Raw genomic sequence first — 22,963 nt, 5'->3', positions numbered from 1 at the left:
CGACAGGCGCCCTGACTTTCCTAACGGGCGTCTGTTTGGTGTACGTTATTTTTTTTCATAATATCCATGTTCTTCACCGTAAAAATGGTTATAGCGCGCTTTGAATTTCCCAAAGATGTAAATGGTGATCACTTTAATAATCGCGTACCCTGGTATGCCAAGGATTACACCAACAATTCCAAATAAATTTCCGGCTGCCAGCAAAACAATAATAATCGTGAGCGGATGGATACTCAACGTTCTTCCCATAATATTCGGCGAGATGAAATTGCCTTCGAGAAACTGTACAGCTGCCCAAACAATGCCCAATTTAAGAAGCATGATTGGTGAAGCAACCAATGCGATGATGATTGCCGGTGTGATTGCGATAATCGGTCCCAGATATGGAACAACACTCGTAACGGCAGCAATAATTGCAAGGGTAATCGCATAATCCAGTCCGATGATCAAATAACCGATAAATAATAATGTACCGATACAAAGTGCAACAATTATTTGCCCCTGAATGTAAGAGCCGACTTGAACATCCATATTGTAAAGAATTTGATCGGCGTCTTTCCGGTATTTTGAGGGCAATAATTTCAAGCAGTAATGTTTAAAATGATTTCCGTCCTTAAGCAGGAAAAACAAAATGAACGGAAACGTGATAATGGCAACCACAATACTGGTCAATGCACTGGCAATACCTTGTATCCCTTTGATAGCACCACCAAGATATTCACCAATTTTACTCGTTATGTCACTTAGATGGGTCGTCAGCCATGAATAACCCTGGTCATAATACGGTGCCAAAAACGAGCTTTGAATCCATGATTGAAACCCGTTTGCCATCTGTTCGAGATACGATGGAAATTTTTCGGCTAAATCCTTGACCTGTGCCTCGACCGCCGGAGCAATCAATAATACAAGTCCTGTGACCAATCCGCTTATGCCAAGGATTATAATGAGAATTCCCCAAATCCGGCTTATATGTACACGTTCCAGGAGATTTACAATTGGGTTCAGCAAATAATATGCTATAAACGCGAGGATCACTGGCGGTACAACTGTTGATAATACAATAATAAGCGGATTAAATATAAACTGAACCTGATTAAAAATAAAGACGGTGATGCCTATCAATGCTAAAAGTATCAACACAAACAGCAAATCACGACCGCCCATAAATTTTATGAATCTGCTCGAATTTTTCATCCCAAACCTCCTAATATCCAAATTATAGAATAAATTATAGAAATATTCCATCGAAGCGATGTTATGATAAAACACAAAAAAGCCAGTTCCCTTCAGGAAACTGACCTGTCATTGTAAAAGATAACAGCCACAATTGCCGTATTTTTCATAAAAAGTTTTAAACCACCACTTCGCAAAGTGGGTGTTTGCAGAAACCTTCCTGTCTTCCACATGATTCGAGGCACGACATTTGAGCTCCAATATAAAACTCCCTATTCATCTGTTAGAGGTTAAAACTTAAGTTAATACGAACATTGCAGCTTATTCTTATCTTAAACCTATCCTCCAAAAATTGCAATGGGAAAAAAATCCTATTTTTGCAAACGTTTTCAATGAAGCGCTTCGTATATTTCATTCAGTTCCATTGTCGCTGATCATGTTAAACGTTCCCGGCATAGTTGACCAATTATCACTTCAATACAATAGAGCTGTGTCGATGATGTTCAACCTTAAATTTTTGTGTTCTTCTTTTTTGCACGCTGCTCCAATTGTGATTCCGGCCGCTGTTCTCGCTTATCCTCACTCATGCCCTGAGGATTGACACTCGATTTAACCCGCTTATCACTTCTGATCTTATCGTTTTCAGCCAATCTAAAACACCTCCAGTTAATAGTATTTCAGTAAGCCGAAAATTTTATGCCGCCTGGATAGCGTTTTATTTTTAAATTCTTACACCATTATTGTGAAATTCTAGCACTTCTATTGTGAACTTCTAGCGCTTCATTTATAAGCTCTGGCACTTGGCCGGTTACTTCTCACACCTTACTATTTTTCAGCCAAATGCTCATACTGATCCCGCAATGAGCGTTTCAACACTTTACCACTCGGGTTTTTCGGCAATTCATCAGCAAAATCGACATACTTAGGCACCTTAAATGTTGACAGCCGCTCCTGGCAAAACTCCATGACGCGATCTTCCGACAACCTCGCACCTACTTTTGGAACAATAATTGCAGTAACCGCCTCAATCCAGTATGTGTCCGGAATACCGATGATAGCAACTTCCGATACACCATCAAGCTGGTATAGAGTTTCTTCAACTTCACGACTGGAGACGTTAACGCCGCCTGTATTGATCATATCTTTTTTGCGGTCGATAATTGTAATATAGCCTTCCTCGTCCATTACACCCAGATCACCGCTGTGAAACCAGCCGCCACGGAACGCTTCGGCGGTTTTGTCCGGATCATGCAGATAGCCTTTCATCGTATGTGGTGTCCGATGTACAATCTCCCCCATTTCCCCGCGTCCGATTTCCTGATCGTGATCATCTACAATTTTTGTCTGCACATTCAATGTTGGTACACCGGCCGACCCCAGTTTGCGCAATTGATCTTCCGGCTGCAATGCTGTGGCAAGCGGAGCTACTTCGGTCTGACCGTAGAAATTCCAGAACTTTGCATTTGGAAGACGTTCAGCCAGTTCTTTTAAAATTTCACGCGGCATGATAGCAGCGCCATAATAGCACTTTTCAAGTGTTGAGAGATCACGATTATCAAAGTCCGGATTCCGCAGAAGCGCAATCCACACGGTTGGCGGCGCAAACAGCTGTGTTGCACCTTCTTCTTCAATTGTTTTCAAAATAAGTTCGGGGCTTGCCGCACCCAAAACGATACCGCTTGATCCGACATAAACACTCGGTCCTAAAAACACGTGGAGCTGTGCGCTGTGATAAAGTGGAAGTGCATGGATTGCCACATCTTCCGCTGCCATATGACCATCAACCATACAACTTACATATTCACTGATTAAACTTTTGTGTGAGAGCATAACTCCTTTGGGTCGTGATTCCGTTCCGCTCGTATACAGCACATGTGCAAGGTCATCGTCATCCAGGTCGGAATCGACAAAATCTGCCGGCTGCCCATCCCGCGCTTCCGATAATGCTGTCCAGGCTGCAAGGTCTCCGTCATATGTACCGATTGCATCCATCAAATAGCGGAACTTAATATTCAGTCTTCCCGCAGACTTATCCAAAACACCCGCATATTCCTCCGATGCCACAAATCCGCTTACCTCTGCATGCTCCAAAATATATTGAATATCCTCACCAGTCAGCATGTAATTGATTGGAATCATCACCGCTCCAACCCTTGCCAAAGCAAAATTAACCACAACGAAATCCAAACTATTTTTGGACATGACCGTAATCATGTCACCTTTCCGCATCCCGGCATCCAAAAAAGCATGTGCTGTCTGATTGACAAGATCATCCAGTTCCGCATAATTCAGCCACTGACTACCATATGCCAATGCAAATTTCTCCGGCATTCGGTCGCGGGTCCTTGCCAGTAAGTCCCCTAATGTATTTCTGCGTGCTCGTTTCAACATCCTGTTCAAATCATCATGGATTTCTGTTCCTGACTTCATTTCTCCACCCCTCAAATGAATTTTGATGACTTAAGTGCTGAATTTTCTTTTTTTTATTTTAATTCAGATAAGAAAATAAAGCAAATTAAAACCGGGACAAGGGGCTGTACCTCTGTCCCGGTAAATATCAATCTTCTTCTTTTCGAATCTTCCTGATTTCATCCGCAACAAACTGAACCTGTGTGCCGACAACCACCTGGATGTTGTGCTTACCGACTACATTGACACCCGGCACACCTGTTGCTTTAATTTTTTCCTGGTCCACCTTTTCCATATCATTTACCTCAAGACGTAACCGCGATACACAATTATCAACGGTCAGCACGTTTTCATCGCCGCCAAGACCATCATAAATCGTTTCTGCTATGACGGCTGTCTCATTTTTTCCGGAAGCAGGTTCCTCAGCGGCATCTGCATCCTCATCTTCTGTCTCCAAGTCCGCATCGTCTTCACGCCCCGGTGTCTTCAAGTTGAACTTGACAATCAGGAATCGGAACAGGAAGTAATAGATAACCGCAAATACAAGCCCCTGTACAATCAGCATGTACGGTTCTTTTGCCATTGGTGCAACGAAACTTAACGTATAGTCAACAAGCCCGGCACTGAAACTGAATCCGGCTGTCCATTGAAAAAATGCTGCAACGAATAATGATAATCCTGTTAAGATTGCATGTACCACATATAATGCCGGTGCAAGGAACATGAATGAAAACTCAAGCGGTTCTGTTACACCAGTGAAAAAGGATGCAAAACCGGCAGCGAGCATCAAGGATGCCGTCTGCTTTTTCCGCTTCGTCTTAGCTGTATGATACATCGCTAACGCAGCTGCAGGCAGGCCGAACATCATAATCGGGAAAAATCCGGCGAGATAGCGTCCGGTAATTCCTTTTTCCCCTTCACCCGACCAAAAATTTGCGATATCATTTATGCCTGCAACATCAAACCAGAACACTGAATTGAGTGCATGGTGCAACCCGGTTGGAATAAGCAATCGGTTAAAGAATCCATACAATCCGGCACCGACTGCTCCCAATCCGCTGATAGTTTCACCAAATGAAACCAGTGCCGAATACACAACCGGCCAAACGAAAAATAATACTGCTGAAGCCAAAAACATAATGGCAGCCGTCATAATCGGAACAAGCCGTTTCCCGCTGAAGAATGCAAAGGCATCGGGCAGACGGACATCGCTGAAACGATTATAAGCCATCGCAGCAACCAGTCCGGATAAAATTCCAATGAACACATTCTCAATATTTCCAAATGCCGGATTAACACTGGATGCTTCGATTCCCTGTAAACTGGCTACTTTTTCTGTATTGAGCAGTGTAGTTACTACAAGGAAACCGACAAGTCCGCTCAATGCAGCAGCTCCGTCTTTATTTTTCGACATACCTATGGCTACACCTACTGCAAAGATCATTGCCAAATTATCGATAATAGCAAGACCGCCATTTTTAATAAATGTACCAATCGTGCTGCCATCCACAAATTGCAGAATATAATTGCCGATTCCGACCAGTATCGCAGCAGCCGGTAATACAGCAACAGGCAGCATCAGCGAGCGGCCCAGATTCTGTAAATATTTCATCATGTCGTAATCCTCCAAACGTAAAAAATATGAATTCGTTTTCAAAGTTCTTAAAGCTTTCGCAACCGTTCGATATGAAGTGTTATATAGCCAAGTTCTTCTTCCGGAAGTGTCATGTTATAGGCGTTTTGTAATTTTACTGCCACTTCCCTGGCGCATTGATAAGAAGAGCTGTATTTCCTTCTGATCATGTTGAACATTTCCTTATCCATAACATGACTGTCATAACTTTTTGCCCGCGTCACAGCAAATTGCAGATGTGTTACGAGACGTTCGAACGATATATCCGATTCCCGGATTTCTATATTCAAATAATCCTTGATCATCTGGACCATATCCTGAATCATTGTTGTCTGTCTGACGGTTTGATGTACATCACCTCCTTGCATTTTCATCGTGTGGATATACAAGGCGATAAACGCTGCCTCATCCTCTGCCATCCGAACACTGCATTGTTCCTCAATATGTCCGACTGCCCACAAACCGATTTCAAATTCTTCAGGATAAAGAATTTTTATCTCGCGGAGCAATTTATTTTTAAGATGAATGCCATTCTGTTCCCGCTCGATTGCAAACGAAATATGATCTGCGAGTTGGACACGAATGTGTTCATTCAGTTCTGTCCCAAGTCGTTCTTCCGCATGCTTCATAATTTGTTCTGAGACGGTAAAATGTGCTTCAGGTATCCGAAGTAACAATTGCTGCAGCTTTTCATTTTCTTTCAGGACAAACAGCTTCTCAACCTTATGCTGACTCAACACATCATTCTTTCGCTTGTTAAAGGCAACACCACTGCCGATTGCAATCTTTTCTTCCCCGTCATCAAAAACAATCACCGCGTTGTTATTCAAGATTTTTTTAATTTTCATTTGTAGGGTCCCATCCTTTAGCAGATTGGCTTCCACTATTTATAAGTTATGATGACCGTTTCCGCCGCTTTGCATGTTATTGTTTCTGTCATTGTAAATGTCTTATCTGTTTCCTTTCCATTCGTTATGACAATTGGTGTTATCGTATCTGCCGCATGTTCACGCACATATTCCAAATCAAACTCAAGCAGTTCATCACCGGTTGATACGTTTTTACCAACTTCGGTTTTCACTGTGAATCCTTCTCCCTTAAGGGAGACGGTTTCAAGACCGATGTGAATCAGAATCTCCACTCCATCCGCTGTCCGAAGTCCGATAGCGTGTTTCGTTTCCGGAATTTGGATAATTTCCCCATCAACCGGTGCAAAAACTTTTCCTTCAGCAGGGTTGATTGCAATCCCATCACCCATCATCTTCTGATTGAAAACCGGGTCCGGCACATCTGTCAGTTGCACTACATCACCATTTAACGGAGCGACTATTGATCCTTCTTTCTTTCCAAATAAATTTTTGAACATCTCGTAACATCTCCTTATTACTGTAAAAATAAAAAGACATGGCAGTATGAAGACGGACGTTTCCCCTCTTTCGATACCACCATGCCTGATCATGTCAGTAACATGTGATTCCTTATTATTTTCAATATTAATTATAGCATGCGATTCGATTCAAAACAAATTATTCACTCGGTAAACACGATATTATCATTAATGTCAATCGGTTCTCTGTTACGGAACATAAATAACTGGATTGGCATTGCAACCGTGAATGTAACAATTACGAAAACGAGATGCAGTGTTACATTTTTCGAATAACGTTGAATGATAAAATAGAAACCGTAAACAAGCAGAACGGTTGGAACAAGACTAATAAATGGGATAAAGAAATTCAGCACAAATGATACCAGCAAGGTTAACCCATAAATCAATGTAAATTTCCCACGCATCGATTCGTGTACATCACGTTCGACGAGTTGTGTCAGCAGGAACATATTGACAATCGGCACCCATGCCATCCATGCAATATCCGCTTTCCCTTCCCGTTTGGCGATCTTGAACAAGCCAATTGCCATCAAAACGTACAAAATAATTGCAATGACACCTACAATCAGTAAAAAAATCAATAGGCCTGCAAATAACGCAAAAAGAAAACTCTCTTCACCACTCATATAAAAACCCCCCCATGTAAGACCCGGACAGCTTTATGTCCGGGCTTATTTTATTTATCAAAAACAACCCGTGTGCTGCCAATCATATCATGTATCCCCTGTTTCTGCGGGGTAAAGGCAACAACCAGGTACAATATACTTAGTATAAAGAACACACGGTAAATAAACCGGCCGACGACCTCCCTGAATACAAGGTCACTCCAACCCAACGGGTCCTCATCTGCCCGGACAACGCGCAGGCCGAAAATCATTTTACCCAGGGTCTGTCCAAGCCATTTTGTCATCAGCAAAAAGTACAGATAAAAAATAACTGCACCCAAAATACCGGCAGCTGTCCAGAAACCGACATCTATCGCTTCCCCGTCATTGATAAACTTAAACGGCAGAAGCAGGATGCCGTTTATACTGAATACGATAATCAAATCAGCCAGATATGCCCAGAAACGCATCCAAAAACCGGCATAATTCCGATCGGATTCTTCTGTTGTGTTATATATTACTTGTTCCTCACTCATTAAACGGCACCCCCTTTACTTGGAATATAGATACATGGCACGAGGACCATCAGCTTCACGTAATATTTCAGTCAGTCCAAATAGATCTGTTCTGGCTCCGAACATGCTTTGCATCGTTCCACCCAAAAATTGATTGAACTGAAAACCAGTCGTATACTTCACTACTTTTGCGTTCGACCAGTCATTGTCCTTTTCCATCATGGCAATGGTGTCGTCCAGTGAACCAAGTGCATCAACAAGCCCGTTGTTTTTAGCCTGCTGTCCTGTATATACACGGCCATCTCCCAGTTCGCGCACTTTTTGTTCAGACATGTCGCGTCCTTTCACAATCACTTCGACAAAATCAGCGTAAAGTCCATCGATCATCGTCTGCAGAATTTCACGTTCTTTATCCGTCATCTTTCTGCTTGGCGACATAATATCTTTAAACTGACCACTTTTGATTGTATTGAACTTAATTCCGTGATTATTGGCAAACTCTGCATAGTTAATGCTCTGCATGATTACCCCGATGGAACCGGTAAGCGTTGCAGGATGAGCAACAATTTTATCAGCCGCCGCTGAAACATAATATCCGCCTGATGCTGCAGTATTCCCCATCGAAACATAGATTGGCTTATTATGTTTTTTCTTGATTTCGACGACCAAATCATGAATCTCATCACTTTCAACAACACCGCCGCCTGGCGTGTTAATCCGCAAAATAATACCCGAAACACTGCTGTCTTCACCGGCAGTCTCCAGCATTTTCATAAACTTATCATGATTATACCCGCCGGAATTTAAAAGTGATCCGCCTGCACTATCCTGTATTACACCCTGCAGTTCAAGCACGGCAATTTTATTCCCGGATCCCGATTCGATAACTTTTTCCGTAAACTCCTGATTGGTCGGCACTTTAAACATTGAATCAAAATCAGCCGCAGCCAGACTTGATACAAATTGAAAACCGATTGATACGACAAATAAAGCGACCGCTACACCAAGTGCGATCCATCGTTTTGCATTCACTTCCACGTCCTCCATTTCATTCCTGTAGATATGTATTACTGCTACTATACGAGTCCATAGCCAGCAGGTAAAGTCTGATGCAATTGTGCAATTTTAAAAACAAATCCGATTGCGGCATTAGACACCGGTCAGTCCATCTTATTTAACGCCTCTTTCAGGCTGTTAACCTCATCTGATGTTAATGTAACTCCCTTTCCCATCTTTTCTTTATCAGGTGCCCAATCACGCAAATCATACTTCGGATCGCGGCCGTTCCAGCTGATCAAGTTAAGTTCTTTGGTCCAGCCTTTTGATGATTCGGAAAGTACTGCAATTGTTTCCACGATTTCATATTGAATTGCTGCCACGTTTCCCCTCCTTAATATACTTCATAATTTTGTCCGGTTTGCCGGCCTTCCACGCTTTTTACAAACGCACGTGCAACTTTGCCAGCCGGAACCGGATTAAATCCGGCAAATAAATGACCAATCCGCTCCCATGATTCCTCAACAATATTCGGACTTACACTGTTGATGCGAATTCCACGCGGCATTTCGATTGATGCCGATTTAATAAACGCTTTGACACCACCGTTAGCCATTGCAGCAGAGGCACCCATTGGAATCGGGTCATCCATCATCACCCCGGTTGTTAAGGTGAAACTGCCTCCATCATTGACATAGTCCATCCCGAGAAGTACCAGATTAATTTGCCCCTTCAGCTTGCTTTCAATTCCTTTTTCATTCAGCTCGGGGGTCAGTTCCGAAACAGACGCAAAGTTAGCCCCGCCGGATGCGTTGACAACAGCATCCACCTTACCGACTTTTTCATACATGTTCCGGATGCTTTCAGAGGATGTATTGTCGACCTGAACATCGGCACCATTTCTTCCAGCCCGGATGATTTCATGATTCCTCTCCAATGCATACGTAATTTCCCTGCCAATGGTTCCACTTGCACCAATAATAAGTATTTTCATTGTGTTAAAACCCCTTCCCTTATTTTAGATAAAGCTTCGCGCTCTGCTTCTTCCGTTTCACTCTCGGCGGCACATACCCCCGCTCAAACATTTTTCCTTTTGAGATATTACACTTCTTTAGAAATATATCCAATTCAGCCGTCCCATATGTCTCGAAAGCTTTCATTAAAATTTTTGCTGCAACACGTGCATCCTCCAGGGCGTGGTGATGAGCAAATGTAAAGCCGAGATGCGCAGCAACTGTATTTAATTTATGATTTTGCAGCTGCGGCCAGACGTTCCTGGAGATATTCGCCGTACACAGATAGTCCAAATTTGGATATTCCAGATTAAAATGGTCAAGTGTGGCGCGGGCGACACTCATATCAAAACTGGCATTGTGTGCAACCACCATCTTATTGGAAAGATAATTTCCCAAGGTCGGCCACAGCTCAGCAAATGTTGGCGCCTCTATTACATCATCTTCTGTTATCCCATGAATGCGTTTGTTGAACGAACTGAATCGCATCATCGGGTTTATCAAACTGTAGTATTCATCCTTGATGCCGTTCTCATTGACGGTGACAATTCCTATCGCACAGGCGCTGTTCCGTTTTTCATTGGCAGTTTCAAAGTCAATCGATACAAAATCCATGCTTTGCCTCCAGTTATCTGAATCTGTTACTTCCAATTTTATCATATAATTTTCAGCTTCGGGCTTTAGAAAATTTTGAATCTGAAATTCGCAGTTGGCCGCTGATGTTCATTTAAGAAATATGCACGATTCCGCTTCCTGAATGCACGATTATGAAAATCACAGCGGAAGCATGAACGTTATCTATATTTCTATTTACTCCATCAAAATACCTTCCTTTTGTCATATAAATATAGGTAATTTTAATCGTTTTACATCTGTATAAAAGGGTAATGGTTGTGTTAACTGCGAAAGTTTTAACTTCCTGCATATATTTTAATAAAAGGAGGAACGATTGATGAGCAAAATTCATTTAATTCCCCATAAGGTGGACAAAGTCTATGAATCTGCTGCGGATATTCCCGAGGGTGTTAAGATGATTCAAGCCCCAGATATCTGGAAGAAAGCCGACAAAGGGAAAGGGAATGTTGTGGCAGTTATTGACACCGGATGTCAGACCGATCACCCGAATCTGAAAGAACGAATCATTGACGGAAAAAACTTCACATCAGACTATGGCGGAGATGAAAAAAATTATGATGACAATAACGGACATGGGACACACGTATCCGGAACCGTGTCTGCATACTCCGCACCGCAGGATGGAATTGCCGGTGTCGCCCCGGAAGCAAGTCTTCTGGTTGTTAAAGTTTTAACGGGTGAAGGGAGCGGGGAATACCAATGGATAATTGACGGCATCAATTATGCAGTGAATTGGGAAGGACCAAATGGTGAAAAAACGCGGGCAATTTCCATGTCACTTGGCGGACCTGAAGATGTACCCGAGCTTTATGAAGCAATCAAAAAAGCAATAGACGCCGGAATCCCTGTCATATGTGCGGCAGGCAACAGCGGTGATGACCGGGCAAACACGGATGAGTACGCATTCCCGGGTTCCTATAATGAAGTAGTTCAAGTAGGTGCCACTGATTTCAAACGAACAATAGCCCCGTTCAGCAACACCAACGACGAAATTGATCTTGTTGCACCGGGAGTAAATATTCTGTCAACCTATAAAGATGGAAAATATGCAAAACTGTCCGGCACCTCGATGGCCACACCTCATGTGTCCGGCGCGCTCGCACTGATCATCAATATAGCGGAAGAGCAGTTTGAGCGACGACTGACCCAAACTGAACTATATGCTCAACTTGTACGGCGCACCGTCCCGCTCGGCTATCCTAAATCGGCAGAAGGAAACGGATTGGTCGCGCTCGCAATCCTGGAAAAATTTGAACAGCTCTTTGATGTGTATACAAAACCATATGGCAATGTATAACACTGTATCTTTTTATTTATTGTTTACCATGACATTTTCCCGGGAAAAGTCACATAAAACAAATATATAAGCGTTCATTTTTTCCGATTGGAGGTGCAACGATGGCTAACGAAGTTTATGGACCGTACGGATCAGAGGAAGAGGCCATAAAAGCTGTAGACATCATGGCTTTGAAAGGACTCAAGGCAGAAAACATCACCATCCTGGCAAATCGCAAAATGTCAAAGCAGATGGAAAAATGGACAGACGCCAATGTGGAAAGCAGTGCAGAAGATGACAGTAAATCATCCGTTTTCAGCAAAATCAAAGGAATATTTACCGACGAAGAGGAAACAGAGGTTAATTTCCGGGATCGTTTAATTGAGTTAGGATTATCGGAAACACAAGCGGAAAAATTTGAAAAGATTATTGAATCAGGTCAAATTATCATTCTCGCCAGCGATGAATTAAGAATGGGACATGACGCGGCAGGCGAGACAGTCAGCATGCAAGAACCTATTTATCTTCAGAAAGGGTAAAGAAAATGCCAAGGGTTTTGCTGAAACCCTTGGCTTCCTTATTATCAGCCTTCTGCTGCTGTACTTTGCGGTCTGGAATTGCAGATGAAGAAAGAAAGCGCAAGACCAATAATTGCCGAAATACCGGCTACAATAAATGATACATTCACTCCATGCACCATTCCCTGTACACCTTCATTCGGTATCATATTATTAGTCATTACCGTAACGAGCAACGCAGTTCCAACCGCACCTGAAACCTGACGCATCGTATTGTTCATTGCCGTACCATGCGGGATCAGATCCATTGGTAAATGATTCAGCCCTGCCGTCGTAACCGGCATCATCACCATTGCTACCCCAAACATTCTGATTGCATTTACAATTGTCAAATACATAAACGATGTCTCAGCCGTCAAAATCGAAAACATAAATGTTGTAACTGTAATAATGGTCAGCCCGATAATCGCCAGCCATCTCGCTCCGAACTTATCAAACAAGCGTCCGGTAATCGGGTTCATCAACCCCATCAATAATGCACCAGGGAGCAGCATTAATCCCGATTCAAGCGCGGTATAACCGAGCATATTTTGCATAAGCAGCGGCAGAACTGTCGCTCCGCCGATCATTGCGATAAACACCAGCATTCCAAGCGCAGTCGTAATGGTGAACATTTTTATTTTAAACACACGGAACTCAAGAATCGGTTCAGGCAGTCGCAACTGACGCAAAATGAACCAGGTTAAGGTGACAGCGCCAAGGATTAACGGAATCACCACATTCAGCTTTGTCCAGCCGCTTCCTGCCACACTGAATCCGTACAGTAGTCCACCAAATCCAAGTGAAGATAAAATAATCGACAAAATATCAACTTTAGGAAATGTTCTTTTCGTCACATTCACAAGAACGAAATAAGCAATAATAAAGTCAATAACAACAATAGGAAAAATCACATAAAAGAGGCTTCTCCATGGGAAGTTTTCAACGAGCCAGCCCGATAATGTCGGTCCGATTGCCGGAGCAAACGCAATAACAAGCCCGAACATCCCCATCGCAGTCCCCCGTTTATCAACCGGAAAAATAAGAAACAGTATCGTTTGCATCAATGGCATAATAATACCCGCACCAGATGCCTGGATAATCCGTCCAACCATCAGAAATCCGAAGTTGGGTGCCACTGCACAAATCAGTGTACCTGCCGCAAACAACCCCATTGCGGTCAAAAACAATGCCCTTGTTGTATAACGCCCGATTAAAAACGCGGTAATTGGAATCATAATACCGTTTACCAGCATGAATATAGATGTCAGCCACTGTGCCAGATTTGCTTCGAGGTGCAGGTCAGCCATAATATGCGGCAGTGCAGTTGCCAGCAAGGTTTGATTCAAAATTGCCGCAAATGCACCTGATAACAGAACAGCTATCAGTGGTATTTTGTTCACATTTACATTACCTTCTGATTGTTCATGGGCCATTCAAAAAACCTTCTTCCTTTTTTATTCAAATTTTCATCTATAGTAAACAATTAATCCCGGATTCTTTCGATACAAGAGAAAATACTATCACAAAAAAAACATAAATTAAAGAAAGAAATTTTGAAAGTAAGCGTTTTCCGTCATTGACAATATTTTTAACATTGCGTATATTAAACGGAAACAATTCAGGAAATAAGGTGAAATCATGTCAGTTGAAGATCATTTGCTTCGAATTCCCGGACCTACTCCAATTCCTCCAAGTGTACAGCAAGCCATGAGTCAGCCGATGATTGGACACCGGGGCACAGAAACAAAACAATTATTACAGCGGCTAAAGCCAAGGCTGAAACAGGTATTCGGAACCAGCCAGGACGTTTTAATGCTGACGGCAAGTGGGACAGCCGGACTGGAAGCAGCAGTTGTTAATACGGTCAGACCAGGTGAGAAAGTGCTGGTATTGGTAACAGGTGCATTCGGCGAACGATTTGCAAAAATATGTGATAACCACAACCTGAACGTTATCCGGCATGATGTCGAATGGGGAAAAGCCGTTTCTACCGATGTAATCCGGGAGTATGCTGAAAAACATCCCGATATTAAAGCTGTCTTCGCCACATTTTGTGAGACGTCGACAGGTGTATTGAATCCAGTACAGGACTTGGCGGAGGCAGTGCATTCCCAAACGGAGGCTTTATTGATTGTGGATGGGGTTTCCGCAATTGGCGGTGCAGAAGTAAAAATGGACGACTGGGGAATTGATGTGCTGACTACAGGCTCGCAAAAAGCAATGATGCTGCCGCCCGGTCTGTGTTTTCTTGCAGTAAGTCCCAACGCCTGGGACGTCATAGAACATAATTCATCCCGTCCTTTCTATTTAGACCTGGTAAAGTATCGCGATAAACTGGCAGAAGACTCGACGCCGTTCACCCCGGGACTGTCCCTGTTAATGGGGTTGGAACAAGTTTTGAATCGCATAGACGATGAGGGATTGTCACAGGTTTTTGACCGGCACCTGTTAATGAAGGAAATGACCAGGGCCGCATTTAGGGAGATGAACATATCTCTTCTTACAAGTGACAAGGATGCCTCTCCAACTGTTACTTCAGTTCAACCGGCAAATTTTGATCCGGAAGCATTGCGAAAAATACTTAAGACTGAATTCGGACTCGATCTCGCAGGCGGTCAGCAACATATGAAAGGGGATATTTTCCGCATTGGTCATATGGGATACTGCTCCCCTGCAGATGTTCTGCAAACCATCAGCCTCATTGAGATCGGTGTTCATAAACTCAGCAGCGGAACAACGGAACCGGCCTACGGAACGAAGGCAGCACAGAAAATATATCTGGAATGGAAGTGATAACGTGATTTATAATGTACTGATAGCCGATCCGCTAAGTGAAGATGGTATTCAGCCTCTCCAGGAGTCCGAGGACATTAACATTGAAGTGAATACTGACTTAACAGATGCCGAGTTGATCGAACGGATTGGCGATTTTGAAGGTCTGATTGTACGGAGTCAAACAAAGGTTACCCGCGAAATCATTCAACATGCCGATAACCTGAAAATTATCGGACGGGCTGGAGTCGGCGTTGACAATATTGACCTTGATGCTGCCACGGAACGGGGAATCATTGTTGTCAATGCACCAAACGGAAACACCAATTCAGCAGCCGAGCATACGATGGCAATGCTGATGTCTTTGACGCGGAATATTCCCCAGGCGTTTAATGCCCTGAAAAATAACGAATGGAACCGGAAGAAATATGTCGGTGTCGAAGTGAAAAACAAAACGCTCGGCGTTATCGGGCTGGGAAGAATCGGTACTGAAGTTGCATCCCGCGCCAAAGGACAGCGAATGAATATTATTGCGTACGATCCATTTTTAACCGAAGAAAAAGCCGACAATCTAGGGATTCGCTTCGGCACGGTTGAGGACGTTTTGAAAGAGGCGGACTTTATAACAATACATACCCCGCTGCTGAAAGAGACAAAACACATGCTTGATGCAGAGGCTTTCCAGCAGATGAAAGACGGCGTGCAGATTGTCAACTGTGCCCGCGGAGGAATTATTGATGAAGATGCACTGTACGATGCTATTCAATCGGGGAAAGTCGCCGGTGCTGCAATGGATGTTTTTGAAGAAGAACCATTCCTTGATAATAAGCTCCTGCAATTACCGGAAGTAATCGCAACACCACATCTCGGCGCAAGCACGATCGAGGCACAGGAAAATGTAGCCATTGACGTCTGCCAGGATGTGATCCGCTGCTTAACAGGCGACTCTGTCCGAAACCCTGTGAATCTGCCATCTGTACCACAGGAAATCATGCACAAAATCGAACCTTACTTCATGCTGGCAGAAAAACTCGGGAATTTTCTCATCCACTTGGCAAACGAGGTGATCGAGGAAGTAAATATTTTTTATGCCGGCGATTTAAATGAACTCGAGGTAGCACCGTTATCAAGAAACACGGTAAAAGGCTTACTGCAGCGTCATCTCGGAGACCATGTCAATGATGTAAATGCCCTGTTCCTTGCCGAGCAAAAAGGTATATCCGTCCATGAAAACAAAACGTCTCGGGCAAAGGGATTCACCAATCTGCTAACTGTCGAGGTGAAAACAAAGTCTGCTTCCAGAAGTGTTGCAGGAACGTTGTTGAACGGCCTTGGACCACGTATTGTAAAAGTCGATGATTACAGTGTTGACTTCACACCGACCGGACACCTCGTTATCATTCATCACCAGGATCAACCCGGTGTTATCGGTAAAATGGGAAGCATGCTCGCCAGAAACCAGGTAAACATTGCCACCATGCAAGTCGACCGCTCTGACATCGGCGGCGACGCCATCATGATGCTGACCATCGACAGACACCCGGAACAGGAACTTCTCAACCAACTGCATGAACTCGATGAAATTAAAGATGTTACCGCGATAGATTTGTAGTTAACAGCTAAAAACCGGCGGATCTGACTCAGGTATCAGATCCGCCGGTTTTTATTTTCACTGTTCACGATTGTTGCGAAGTATGAAAATTGATAACACTGCTGCATCAGTTGATGTTTCGCTCGTGTGGTTGATGTTCCCGCTCGTACAGTTGATGTTCTCCCCGTGCGGTTGATGTTCCGCCCGTACGGTTGATGTTTTGGTTAAGTCCGTATAATTGTGTAAAAGCGAAATAAGAAAGGGCCATATTAATTCCTATGATACAATGTTTTCAACCACAAAAACATAAGGAGGAATTAATGATGACCCAACTACATTTTAACCTAAACATGGACAAGTTAAAAGATGAGATTATGAACTCCAATATGAACGCTATCTATAAATCAACAGCTGTATTAATTCTGAATGAGTATATGGAAAAGGAACGGGATGAATTTTTGGATGTTCCGCCATACGCCCGTACTGGTAGTTCACGTGATTATCGAAACGGCTATTATGAAAGAGAATATTTGATGAGTATTGGAAAGATCAAGTTACGGGTTCCACGGACTCGCAGCGGTGAGTTTTCACCAAGTATTTTTGAAAAGTATCAACGCTGTGACCAGGCTTTCGTCCTTGCCCTGCTTGAAATGGTGGTGAACGGGGTCTCCACACGCAAGGTTCGAAATGTAGTAGAAGAATTGTGTGGAGAGAGCGTATCCAAGTCCTTTGTATCATCGCTTACAGAGAAACTAGACCCTATCGTCAATAAATGGGCGAATCGAAATTTGGCAAACACCTATTATCCGTACATTTTTGTGGATGCCATGTATATCAAAGTTCGCGAGCATCGTAAGGTTGTATCCAAAGCTGTCTACATTGCGACAGCGATAAGCGAGGATAACCAACGGGAAGTGCTCGGATTAAAGGTTGACCATACCGAAAGTTACGAAGCTTGGAAAAGCTTTTTAAAAGAGCTGAAAGGCCGGGGGCTGCATTCACCAAGACTTATGATTTCAGATGCCCATAAAGGGCTCAAAAAAGCAATACAGGAGGAATTCCTCGGAACCTCATGGCAACGCTGCACCGTTCATTTTAAACGAAATATTGTGGATCAACTGCCAAAGAAGGGTATGTCAGAGGTAATCACGGGGTTAAAACGGATTTTTAAAGCCGTTACACCAGATGACGCAAGAAACTTCAAGGAGGAGTTCGTCACGCGTTACGAAGAAGATCCAAAGCTAAATCAAGCACTTAAGACATTGGAAGAAGGCTTCGATGATGCCATTCAGTATCTCAATGAAGAAGAGAAATATCATACATTCATACGCAGCACGAATTCATTGGAACGCCTAAATGAAGAAGTTAGAAGGCGGGAAAGAGTCATTCGTATATTTCCGAATACACAATCCGCCTTCCGTCTAATTGGCGCAGTACTAATGGATTATGAAGGGCAACAAAAGAATAAAAAAAGGTTTATTCGAAACAAAAGTTGAAGAGGATTCCAGCGCGCGAAAATTTGATGTGGTGGGAAGGGCCCTTCCCACCACATCAAATTCACATAAATACCATCATAAGGTTGAAAACTTGTATTGGACTTTTACACATAGATAAGGACTTGACTGATGTTTTGCCCGTGCGGTTGATGTTCTCCCCGTACGGTTGATGTTTCGCTCGTGCGGTTGATGTTCTCCCCGTGCGGTTGATGTTTTGCCCGTGCGGTTGATGTTCTCCCCGTGCGGTTGATGTTCTCCCCGTACGGTTGATGTTTCGCTCGTGCGGTTGATGTTCCGCCCGTACGGTTGATGTTCTCCCCGTGCGGTTGATGTTTCGCCCGTACGGTTGATGTTTCGCTCATACGGTTGATGTTCAAGCGGCTAAACCGGTTACCCAAACAAATCAGCTACAAAAGCACCTTGCCGATTTCACCTCTTTTTCAAAGATTCCAGCAACGGAAGCAGTTCTTCCAAATTCCGAATTTCATGCGTTGGCTGCACATTTTCGGCTACTTTTCCATCCCGGTTAATCCAAACAGAAGCAATTCCTGCTCTGGATGCACCGAGAATGTCGGTCTGCAAATTGTCACCTACCATCAGCAGCTCATCCATGCTTGCCTTCAATTGTCCAACCGCATGTTCAAAAATTGAAACGTCCGGCTTCCCTCTTCCAAATGCACCGGAAATGACAATAGCATCAAAATAACCCTTTAACGCGGGGGTCAGGTTCAATTTTGTTTCCTGCAATGACGGTGCGCCATTCGTAAGCAGCAGCAATTCGTAATCGTCCTTTAATTGATTAAGCACTGAAAACGTATCCTGATAAACAAAAGCATTTTCCTTACGCATCACAGGGAAAGTTTCAGCCAATTCAGCGCCGAACTTCGGATCATCAACTCCAGCTTCCCGCAAGCCGCGTGTCCAGCTTTGTTTCCGATATACCGGAGCAAGCTCGTGTAAGTTATGAAAATCCTCCCCAGGATCAGAAAAATCCGCCCACAAGCCTTCAAACGGATTGATGCCAATCATCTGTGTGAACGAATATGTATCATATGATGCATAAAGTGAACGTGCCTGCTCACGGACCTTGTTCTCCAACTCAGCCGGATCTACTTCATACTTCTCACCTGCCAATTCACAGGTTTTTCGAAAAGCTGTATCCACGCTTTTTTTATCCCAGAGCAGGGTATCATCCAAATCAAATAGAATAGCTTTTACCATGCATTTCCACCTCCGAAAAAGTCAAAAAATATAAATAAAAAATGCAGTGAGCCCCAGGAAAATAGTTATTACATAAATCAACAGCAGTCTTGGTACATTTGATTTCAGAGAATGTGACTCATAATCGCGTGAACGCTGTAATTCATCCTCAACTGTGTCCCCTTCCTGCTCATACCGCTTCATCTTTTTTTCTTCCTGCCTGAAAACAAAAAACGTCCCGCCGAGCGCCAGAACAAATAAAACAACCAATAAGATGATAAGTTCAACCGTTACCAAAAATGTTCCCCCCAATTCACATGAATAGTCCCTTAAACAAGCATGGGCGCATAGTATAAATGAATAATATTTGACGAGGAGTGTATCCAAAAATGTATTATTCATATGTACCGTTCTATTGTCAAAACCCTTCCTGCCCGAATAGTCCGTACCACCATCCCAGACAGCAGCTGTACCCTGACGTTGATGCAGGACTTTTGTATGAATCCGCAAATGAAACAAAAAAACTCATGGAAGATGCCGGTATCGTTCTCGACAAACTTGCTGATTCAAAAGCATTCGATACGGAATTAATGTATGCAGCACAGGCATCCGATATGGAAGAGGTTGAACGGCTAATCCAAACAACAGGCATTACATCCGACGTGGATGTTGACTTTAATCCGGATGGGTTATCTCTGTCTTTCAGCTCACAGCTAGAAGATCTGGAATGCTGTATATTGAGAATTGCACTACGGTGGCGCTAGAACATAGATTCATATTTTCTTACGAGATTAAAATGATGCTGTTCATGAATCGCCAGCAATTGCACACTTTGCAGCAAATTCGGATAATAAGCAATCGGATCAGGATAGCAGATGTGTCCGGCAATATCCTGCTCAATATGATTGACGTCCATCCTTAGTTTTACCGTCTCCATCACAAGTATTTCTTTGATTTCTTCAAAATTATATTTTTCCGCCAAACCTGGAGGCGGTACAATTATTTTCGGAGCGTCCATCGGCCCTTTTTGCTTTTCGGTATGCTCCCGATAAATGTCATGTATTTCCGTTTTAAATGGCTTCTTCCTCCTCAAACGAGCAACGGGGGTTGTTACCGGAATATAAAACTGTGAAAACCGACGAAAAAATTTAATCATCAACACCAAATGATATAATGTTTCCCCGACAGACCACTTATTGGGAAAAGGTCGTATAAACACTCTCGAAAAATCAATCGTTTCACTATTAAAAAATAATGTACGCTGCTGATCCAATCTTTGAAAATAATTTGTCAGTACCGCACTTTTCATATCCATCACCCTCATATCGCCATCATATCACATCTCATTCTTTCAGGGTTAAAAAAGCACAGCATCATGGTAAAAAATCCAAAATGCTGCACACTTGTATTGTTTACTATCCGATTGTCCCCCTGAAAACCATGCCCTGATCGAAATCGATTATTTTAAGTACATTTGAATCCTTTACATAAACACTTTTGAACTGGCCATTACCGTCTTCATCACTCAGGATGATAATACGGGTATGTTCGTTATCCTCAACAACTTGCATTTCATAATCATCCGCATCAATTTGTTCATCCAGTACGCTAAATTCCGGAAAACTCCCGGCTGCATTGGTCTCCAATCGCTGCTGATCCATTTGCCCGGCCCCCGTTTCAGCATGTGCTTCCTCCCCATTCGGCTGAAAAACTCCTGTTCCTGCAAATCCTCCAGCGGTGAAAATCAATACACCCGCGGCAGTTGTTACCAAAAGATTTCTCAACTTTACCTCTCCTCTTCTTCTTTATGTCTGATTACATCGTAAAACATTACTTTAAGAATCACCTTTGAAGAAAATGAGAATTTGCTGAGAATTAGACTACAGACAAATGACAATTATTTCAGTTGTATATCACAGGCTGAAAATCTGTCCGATTCCACATCAAACAAAAAAGCCAGCTCAACAGATAAACTGGCTTATTTGAAACTATTTAATTATAAAATAGGACACTATTCGAAATGTTAATTCCCTGATGTGAATATACCCGCCACAACGATAAGTATAAGAATGATAACAACCCAGAACAGTATATTCTTGTAAAATGGATTGCTTTTTTGCATCGTCTCGCACCTCCCGGAAAGAAAAGTTATACTTTAAGTATACCTCACGATGGGAGCACCTGACATCACCCGAATTTTGATAGCTTTTAGGTGACAGCCATAGTTGCACTTAAACAATAAAGTAAGATTTTATACTTTTTTTTAGCAGCCTAAAAAAAATGATGCCGCTGGAGGGCATCATTTTCCATCCTTCCCGTTTATGCCGAAATATTCTTCCTAATCTCTTCTAGGTTTTTCATAGAGAATTCAATTATACGTTCATACAGTGACAGAATCGACTGGCCATAATGATTACCAGGGACTGCCCATTTTCCATTTAACTCGACCCATGAACCGGCTGAACCACGTGTCACCAAATCAAAGCGGGGATCAACGAGCGGGTGTTTATCCGGTAATGATTTCGTCGTTGCGTATGCATATAAATGCTGGATATGGGCAAGAACTCCGTCTCGTGGCGTGTCAAAACTGGCACCTGGATTATCCGGTCCGGTTGCACCAAGGCCGCAGAAGTTATTCTGTTCCGGCTGGACAATACCGGTGAATTTCAGAAAATCTGTTTCATGCATCGCCTGAGCAAAGGCAATATCCCCTCTGATTCCGTAATCCGCACCAAATTTCAAATAATAGATTCCCAGTTCAATTGCATCTGCATTCATTTTATTAACGTATTGATTCATCAATTCCGGGGATAAAAAAGTCGCTCCGGAAATGGCATACCCCTTGGGACCACTTTCACCGCCAGTGTCCCCCTCTGTCAAAATAAAAGCATCTTTAATTCCTGCTTTTCGAACCTTTTTCAAACGGGTCTCCGCATTTTTCCGGCTCGAGAATGCACCAGCCTGAACACGGTACCATCGATTTCCGGAAAGCGTCGTTGTATAATCAAATGCCGAAATATCTTTTGATTGAAGATAGGCAACACGCTCTTCTGCGTTATCTTTAGATTGAAACGATCCGGCAATAACTTTGTATAAAGCCTTCTCCTCATTTTTTCGCTCCAGATTGAAGGCCCTTGCCAAACCATTGACATGCCCTTGTGCCACAGTTTGGCGCCATGATGGATCACTGATTAATGCAGCATCATGTTCATTGTCAATAAATCCATTTTCCGTTAGAAGTGCCGACATGACCGATTCCCGCAACACATGGAAGTTCGCTTTTTTCTGTCCGCGGTCCGTAAGCCGATTTACAGCAATGATTTCTTCATGCATCACATTCTGATAGATCGCTGTCTGTGATGAATCAGACAGACTGTCGTGAATATAATCTTCATATCCCTGTACCTGCCCGTTAAAAGCATTGCAATGAATAGACAGAAAATAGTCCGCGCCCCAGGAGTTTGCTTCATTTGTCCGCTCTTCCAGGCTCACACTTTTATCTCCCGTGCGGCTCATTTTTACTTCAACCCTATTATAGCCGCTGGTCAAAATATCACGTATTCTGAGGGCAATATCCAAGACAATATCTTTTTCAGCCATTCCATTTCCACGGGCACCCGGATCAGAACCTCCGTGCCCTGGGTCTAAGTAAAGCTTCATGAATAATACTCCTTTCGCTTAAAGGATCATGCAATATA

26 protein-coding genes and 1 other RNA gene are annotated in these 22,963 nt (G+C 43.1%); 6 read left to right on the top strand and 21 right to left on the bottom strand.

The window, feature by feature from the left end:
- Positions 1-45: 45 nt before the first annotated feature.
- The 13 genes from HUX68_RS18290 to HUX68_RS18230 all read right to left on the bottom strand — a co-directional run bounded on the left by HUX68_RS18290 (position 46) and on the right by HUX68_RS18230 (position 10,349).
- Positions 46-1,194 carry an AI-2E family transporter gene (locus HUX68_RS18290; RefSeq protein WP_174616138.1) on the bottom strand — a complete coding sequence of 383 codons (1,149 nt, stop codon included), beginning with the start codon at positions 1,192-1,194 and terminating at the stop codon, positions 46-48.
- Between the two features lie 120 nt (positions 1,195-1,314).
- Positions 1,315-1,499, bottom strand: a non-coding RNA gene (ssrS, locus tag HUX68_RS18285) — 6S RNA.
- Positions 1,500-1,682: 183 nt separating this feature from the next.
- Positions 1,683-1,805 (bottom strand): small, acid-soluble spore protein L, encoded by a 123-nt coding sequence (gene sspL / locus HUX68_RS18280; protein ID WP_425509548.1) that lies wholly within the window; start codon positions 1,803-1,805, stop codon positions 1,683-1,685.
- Positions 1,806-1,998: 193 nt separating this feature from the next.
- Complete coding sequence (locus HUX68_RS18275; protein WP_174616136.1) at positions 1,999-3,603, bottom strand: fatty acyl-CoA synthetase; 1,605 nt, start codon at positions 3,601-3,603, stop codon at positions 1,999-2,001.
- A gap of 127 nt (positions 3,604-3,730) precedes the next feature.
- The gene (nagE, locus tag HUX68_RS18270; RefSeq protein ID WP_174616135.1) at positions 3,731-5,197 is read right to left on the bottom strand and encodes an N-acetylglucosamine-specific PTS transporter subunit IIBC; all 1,467 of its coding nucleotides are present in this window, start codon (positions 5,195-5,197) and stop codon (positions 3,731-3,733) included.
- Positions 5,198-5,244: 47 nt separating this feature from the next.
- On the bottom strand, positions 5,245-6,063 hold the full coding sequence (locus HUX68_RS18265; protein ID WP_174616134.1) for a PRD domain-containing protein: 819 nt from the start codon (positions 6,061-6,063) through the stop codon (positions 5,245-5,247).
- 35 nt (positions 6,064-6,098) lie between these two features.
- Positions 6,099-6,581, bottom strand: a complete 483-nt coding sequence (locus tag HUX68_RS18260) for a PTS sugar transporter subunit IIA (RefSeq protein WP_174616133.1) — start codon at positions 6,579-6,581, stop codon at positions 6,099-6,101.
- A 164-nt stretch (positions 6,582-6,745) separates the two neighbouring features.
- Positions 6,746-7,231: a hypothetical protein gene (locus HUX68_RS18255; protein ID WP_174616132.1), complete on the bottom strand. Its 486-nt coding sequence runs from the start codon at positions 7,229-7,231 to the stop codon at positions 6,746-6,748.
- Between the two features lie 50 nt (positions 7,232-7,281).
- Positions 7,282-7,746: an RDD family protein gene (locus HUX68_RS18250; RefSeq protein ID WP_174616131.1), complete on the bottom strand. Its 465-nt coding sequence runs from the start codon at positions 7,744-7,746 to the stop codon at positions 7,282-7,284.
- Positions 7,747-7,761: 15 nt separating this feature from the next.
- Positions 7,762-8,757, bottom strand: a complete 996-nt coding sequence (gene sppA, locus HUX68_RS18245) for a signal peptide peptidase SppA (protein ID WP_174616130.1) — start codon at positions 8,755-8,757, stop codon at positions 7,762-7,764.
- A 128-nt stretch (positions 8,758-8,885) separates the two neighbouring features.
- Positions 8,886-9,104, bottom strand: coding sequence for a YdbC family protein (locus HUX68_RS18240; protein WP_174616129.1), 219 nt, complete (start codon positions 9,102-9,104; stop codon positions 8,886-8,888).
- A gap of 11 nt (positions 9,105-9,115) precedes the next feature.
- Positions 9,116-9,715 (bottom strand): short chain dehydrogenase, encoded by a 600-nt coding sequence (locus tag HUX68_RS18235; RefSeq protein WP_174616128.1) that lies wholly within the window; start codon positions 9,713-9,715, stop codon positions 9,116-9,118.
- Positions 9,716-9,734: 19 nt separating this feature from the next.
- Positions 9,735-10,349, bottom strand: a complete 615-nt coding sequence (locus tag HUX68_RS18230; RefSeq protein WP_174616126.1) for a 3'-5' exonuclease — start codon at positions 10,347-10,349, stop codon at positions 9,735-9,737.
- 337 nt (positions 10,350-10,686) lie between these two features.
- Between HUX68_RS18230 and HUX68_RS18225 the strand changes: the two genes are divergently transcribed.
- Positions 10,687-11,667 carry a S8 family peptidase gene (locus HUX68_RS18225; RefSeq protein ID WP_174616124.1) on the top strand — a complete coding sequence of 327 codons (981 nt, stop codon included), beginning with the start codon at positions 10,687-10,689 and terminating at the stop codon, positions 11,665-11,667.
- Between the two features lie 101 nt (positions 11,668-11,768).
- Positions 11,769-12,185, top strand: a complete 417-nt coding sequence (locus HUX68_RS18220; RefSeq protein ID WP_174616123.1) for a general stress protein — start codon at positions 11,769-11,771, stop codon at positions 12,183-12,185.
- A 44-nt stretch (positions 12,186-12,229) separates the two neighbouring features.
- On the opposite strand, the gene HUX68_RS18215 is transcribed toward HUX68_RS18220, so the two are convergent.
- Positions 12,230-13,639 carry an MDR family MFS transporter gene (locus HUX68_RS18215; protein WP_174616122.1) on the bottom strand — a complete coding sequence of 470 codons (1,410 nt, stop codon included), beginning with the start codon at positions 13,637-13,639 and terminating at the stop codon, positions 12,230-12,232.
- 205 nt (positions 13,640-13,844) lie between these two features.
- Between HUX68_RS18215 and HUX68_RS18210 the strand changes: the two genes are divergently transcribed.
- Complete coding sequence (locus tag HUX68_RS18210; protein ID WP_174616121.1) at positions 13,845-14,999, top strand: pyridoxal-phosphate-dependent aminotransferase family protein; 1,155 nt, start codon at positions 13,845-13,847, stop codon at positions 14,997-14,999.
- Positions 15,000-15,003: 4 nt separating this feature from the next.
- Positions 15,004-16,590 carry a phosphoglycerate dehydrogenase gene (gene serA / locus HUX68_RS18205; RefSeq protein ID WP_174616120.1) on the top strand — a complete coding sequence of 529 codons (1,587 nt, stop codon included), beginning with the start codon at positions 15,004-15,006 and terminating at the stop codon, positions 16,588-16,590.
- 106 nt (positions 16,591-16,696) lie between these two features.
- Here the strand turns inward: serA and HUX68_RS18200 are convergent, their stop codons facing one another.
- A complete protein-coding gene (locus HUX68_RS18200) occupies positions 16,697-16,837 on the bottom strand; it encodes a hypothetical protein (protein WP_174616119.1) in 141 nt (46 codons plus the stop codon).
- A 55-nt stretch (positions 16,838-16,892) separates the two neighbouring features.
- Here HUX68_RS18200 and HUX68_RS18195 point away from each other — a divergent pair, with 55 nt between their 5' ends.
- The gene (locus HUX68_RS18195; RefSeq protein ID WP_174616299.1) at positions 16,893-18,065 is read left to right on the top strand and encodes an IS256 family transposase; all 1,173 of its coding nucleotides are present in this window, start codon (positions 16,893-16,895) and stop codon (positions 18,063-18,065) included.
- A gap of 104 nt (positions 18,066-18,169) precedes the next feature.
- On the opposite strand, the gene HUX68_RS18190 is transcribed toward HUX68_RS18195, so the two are convergent.
- The 3 genes from HUX68_RS18190 to HUX68_RS18180 are packed head-to-tail and all read right to left on the bottom strand — an operon-like array spanning position 18,170 to position 19,562.
- Positions 18,170-18,463 (bottom strand): hypothetical protein, encoded by a 294-nt coding sequence (locus tag HUX68_RS18190; RefSeq protein WP_174616118.1) that lies wholly within the window; start codon positions 18,461-18,463, stop codon positions 18,170-18,172.
- Positions 18,464-18,494: 31 nt separating this feature from the next.
- On the bottom strand, positions 18,495-19,286 hold the full coding sequence (locus HUX68_RS18185; protein ID WP_174616117.1) for an HAD family hydrolase: 792 nt from the start codon (positions 19,284-19,286) through the stop codon (positions 18,495-18,497).
- Positions 19,287-19,307: 21 nt separating this feature from the next.
- Positions 19,308-19,562, bottom strand: a complete 255-nt coding sequence (locus HUX68_RS18180) for a hypothetical protein (protein WP_174616116.1) — start codon at positions 19,560-19,562, stop codon at positions 19,308-19,310.
- A 92-nt stretch (positions 19,563-19,654) separates the two neighbouring features.
- On the opposite strand from HUX68_RS18180, the gene HUX68_RS18175 reads away from it, so the two are divergent.
- The gene (locus HUX68_RS18175; RefSeq protein WP_174616115.1) at positions 19,655-20,029 is read left to right on the top strand and encodes a YuzC family spore coat inner layer protein; all 375 of its coding nucleotides are present in this window, start codon (positions 19,655-19,657) and stop codon (positions 20,027-20,029) included.
- Here HUX68_RS18175 and HUX68_RS18170 read toward each other — a convergent pair.
- The 3 genes from HUX68_RS18170 to HUX68_RS19640 all read right to left on the bottom strand — a co-directional run bounded on the left by HUX68_RS18170 (position 20,026) and on the right by HUX68_RS19640 (position 22,925).
- A complete protein-coding gene (locus tag HUX68_RS18170) occupies positions 20,026-20,574 on the bottom strand; it encodes a DinB family protein (RefSeq protein WP_174616114.1) in 549 nt (182 codons plus the stop codon). The genes HUX68_RS18175 and HUX68_RS18170 overlap by 4 nt on opposite strands.
- Before the next feature lie 106 nt (positions 20,575-20,680).
- Positions 20,681-21,049 carry a hypothetical protein gene (locus HUX68_RS18165; protein WP_174616113.1) on the bottom strand — a complete coding sequence of 123 codons (369 nt, stop codon included), beginning with the start codon at positions 21,047-21,049 and terminating at the stop codon, positions 20,681-20,683.
- Between the two features lie 535 nt (positions 21,050-21,584).
- On the bottom strand, positions 21,585-22,925 hold the full coding sequence (locus tag HUX68_RS19640) for an N-acetylmuramoyl-L-alanine amidase (RefSeq protein ID WP_174616112.1): 1,341 nt from the start codon (positions 22,923-22,925) through the stop codon (positions 21,585-21,587).
- Positions 22,926-22,963 lie beyond the last annotated feature (38 nt).

Origin of the sequence: Virgibacillus ihumii, from assembly GCF_902726655.1 — a bacterium.
Taxonomy (GTDB): Bacteria; Bacillota; Bacilli; order Bacillales; family Amphibacillaceae; genus Lentibacillus; species Lentibacillus ihumii.
Note: the sequence above shows the minus strand (reverse complement) of the source record. Positions and strands in the feature narration are given on the sequence as shown.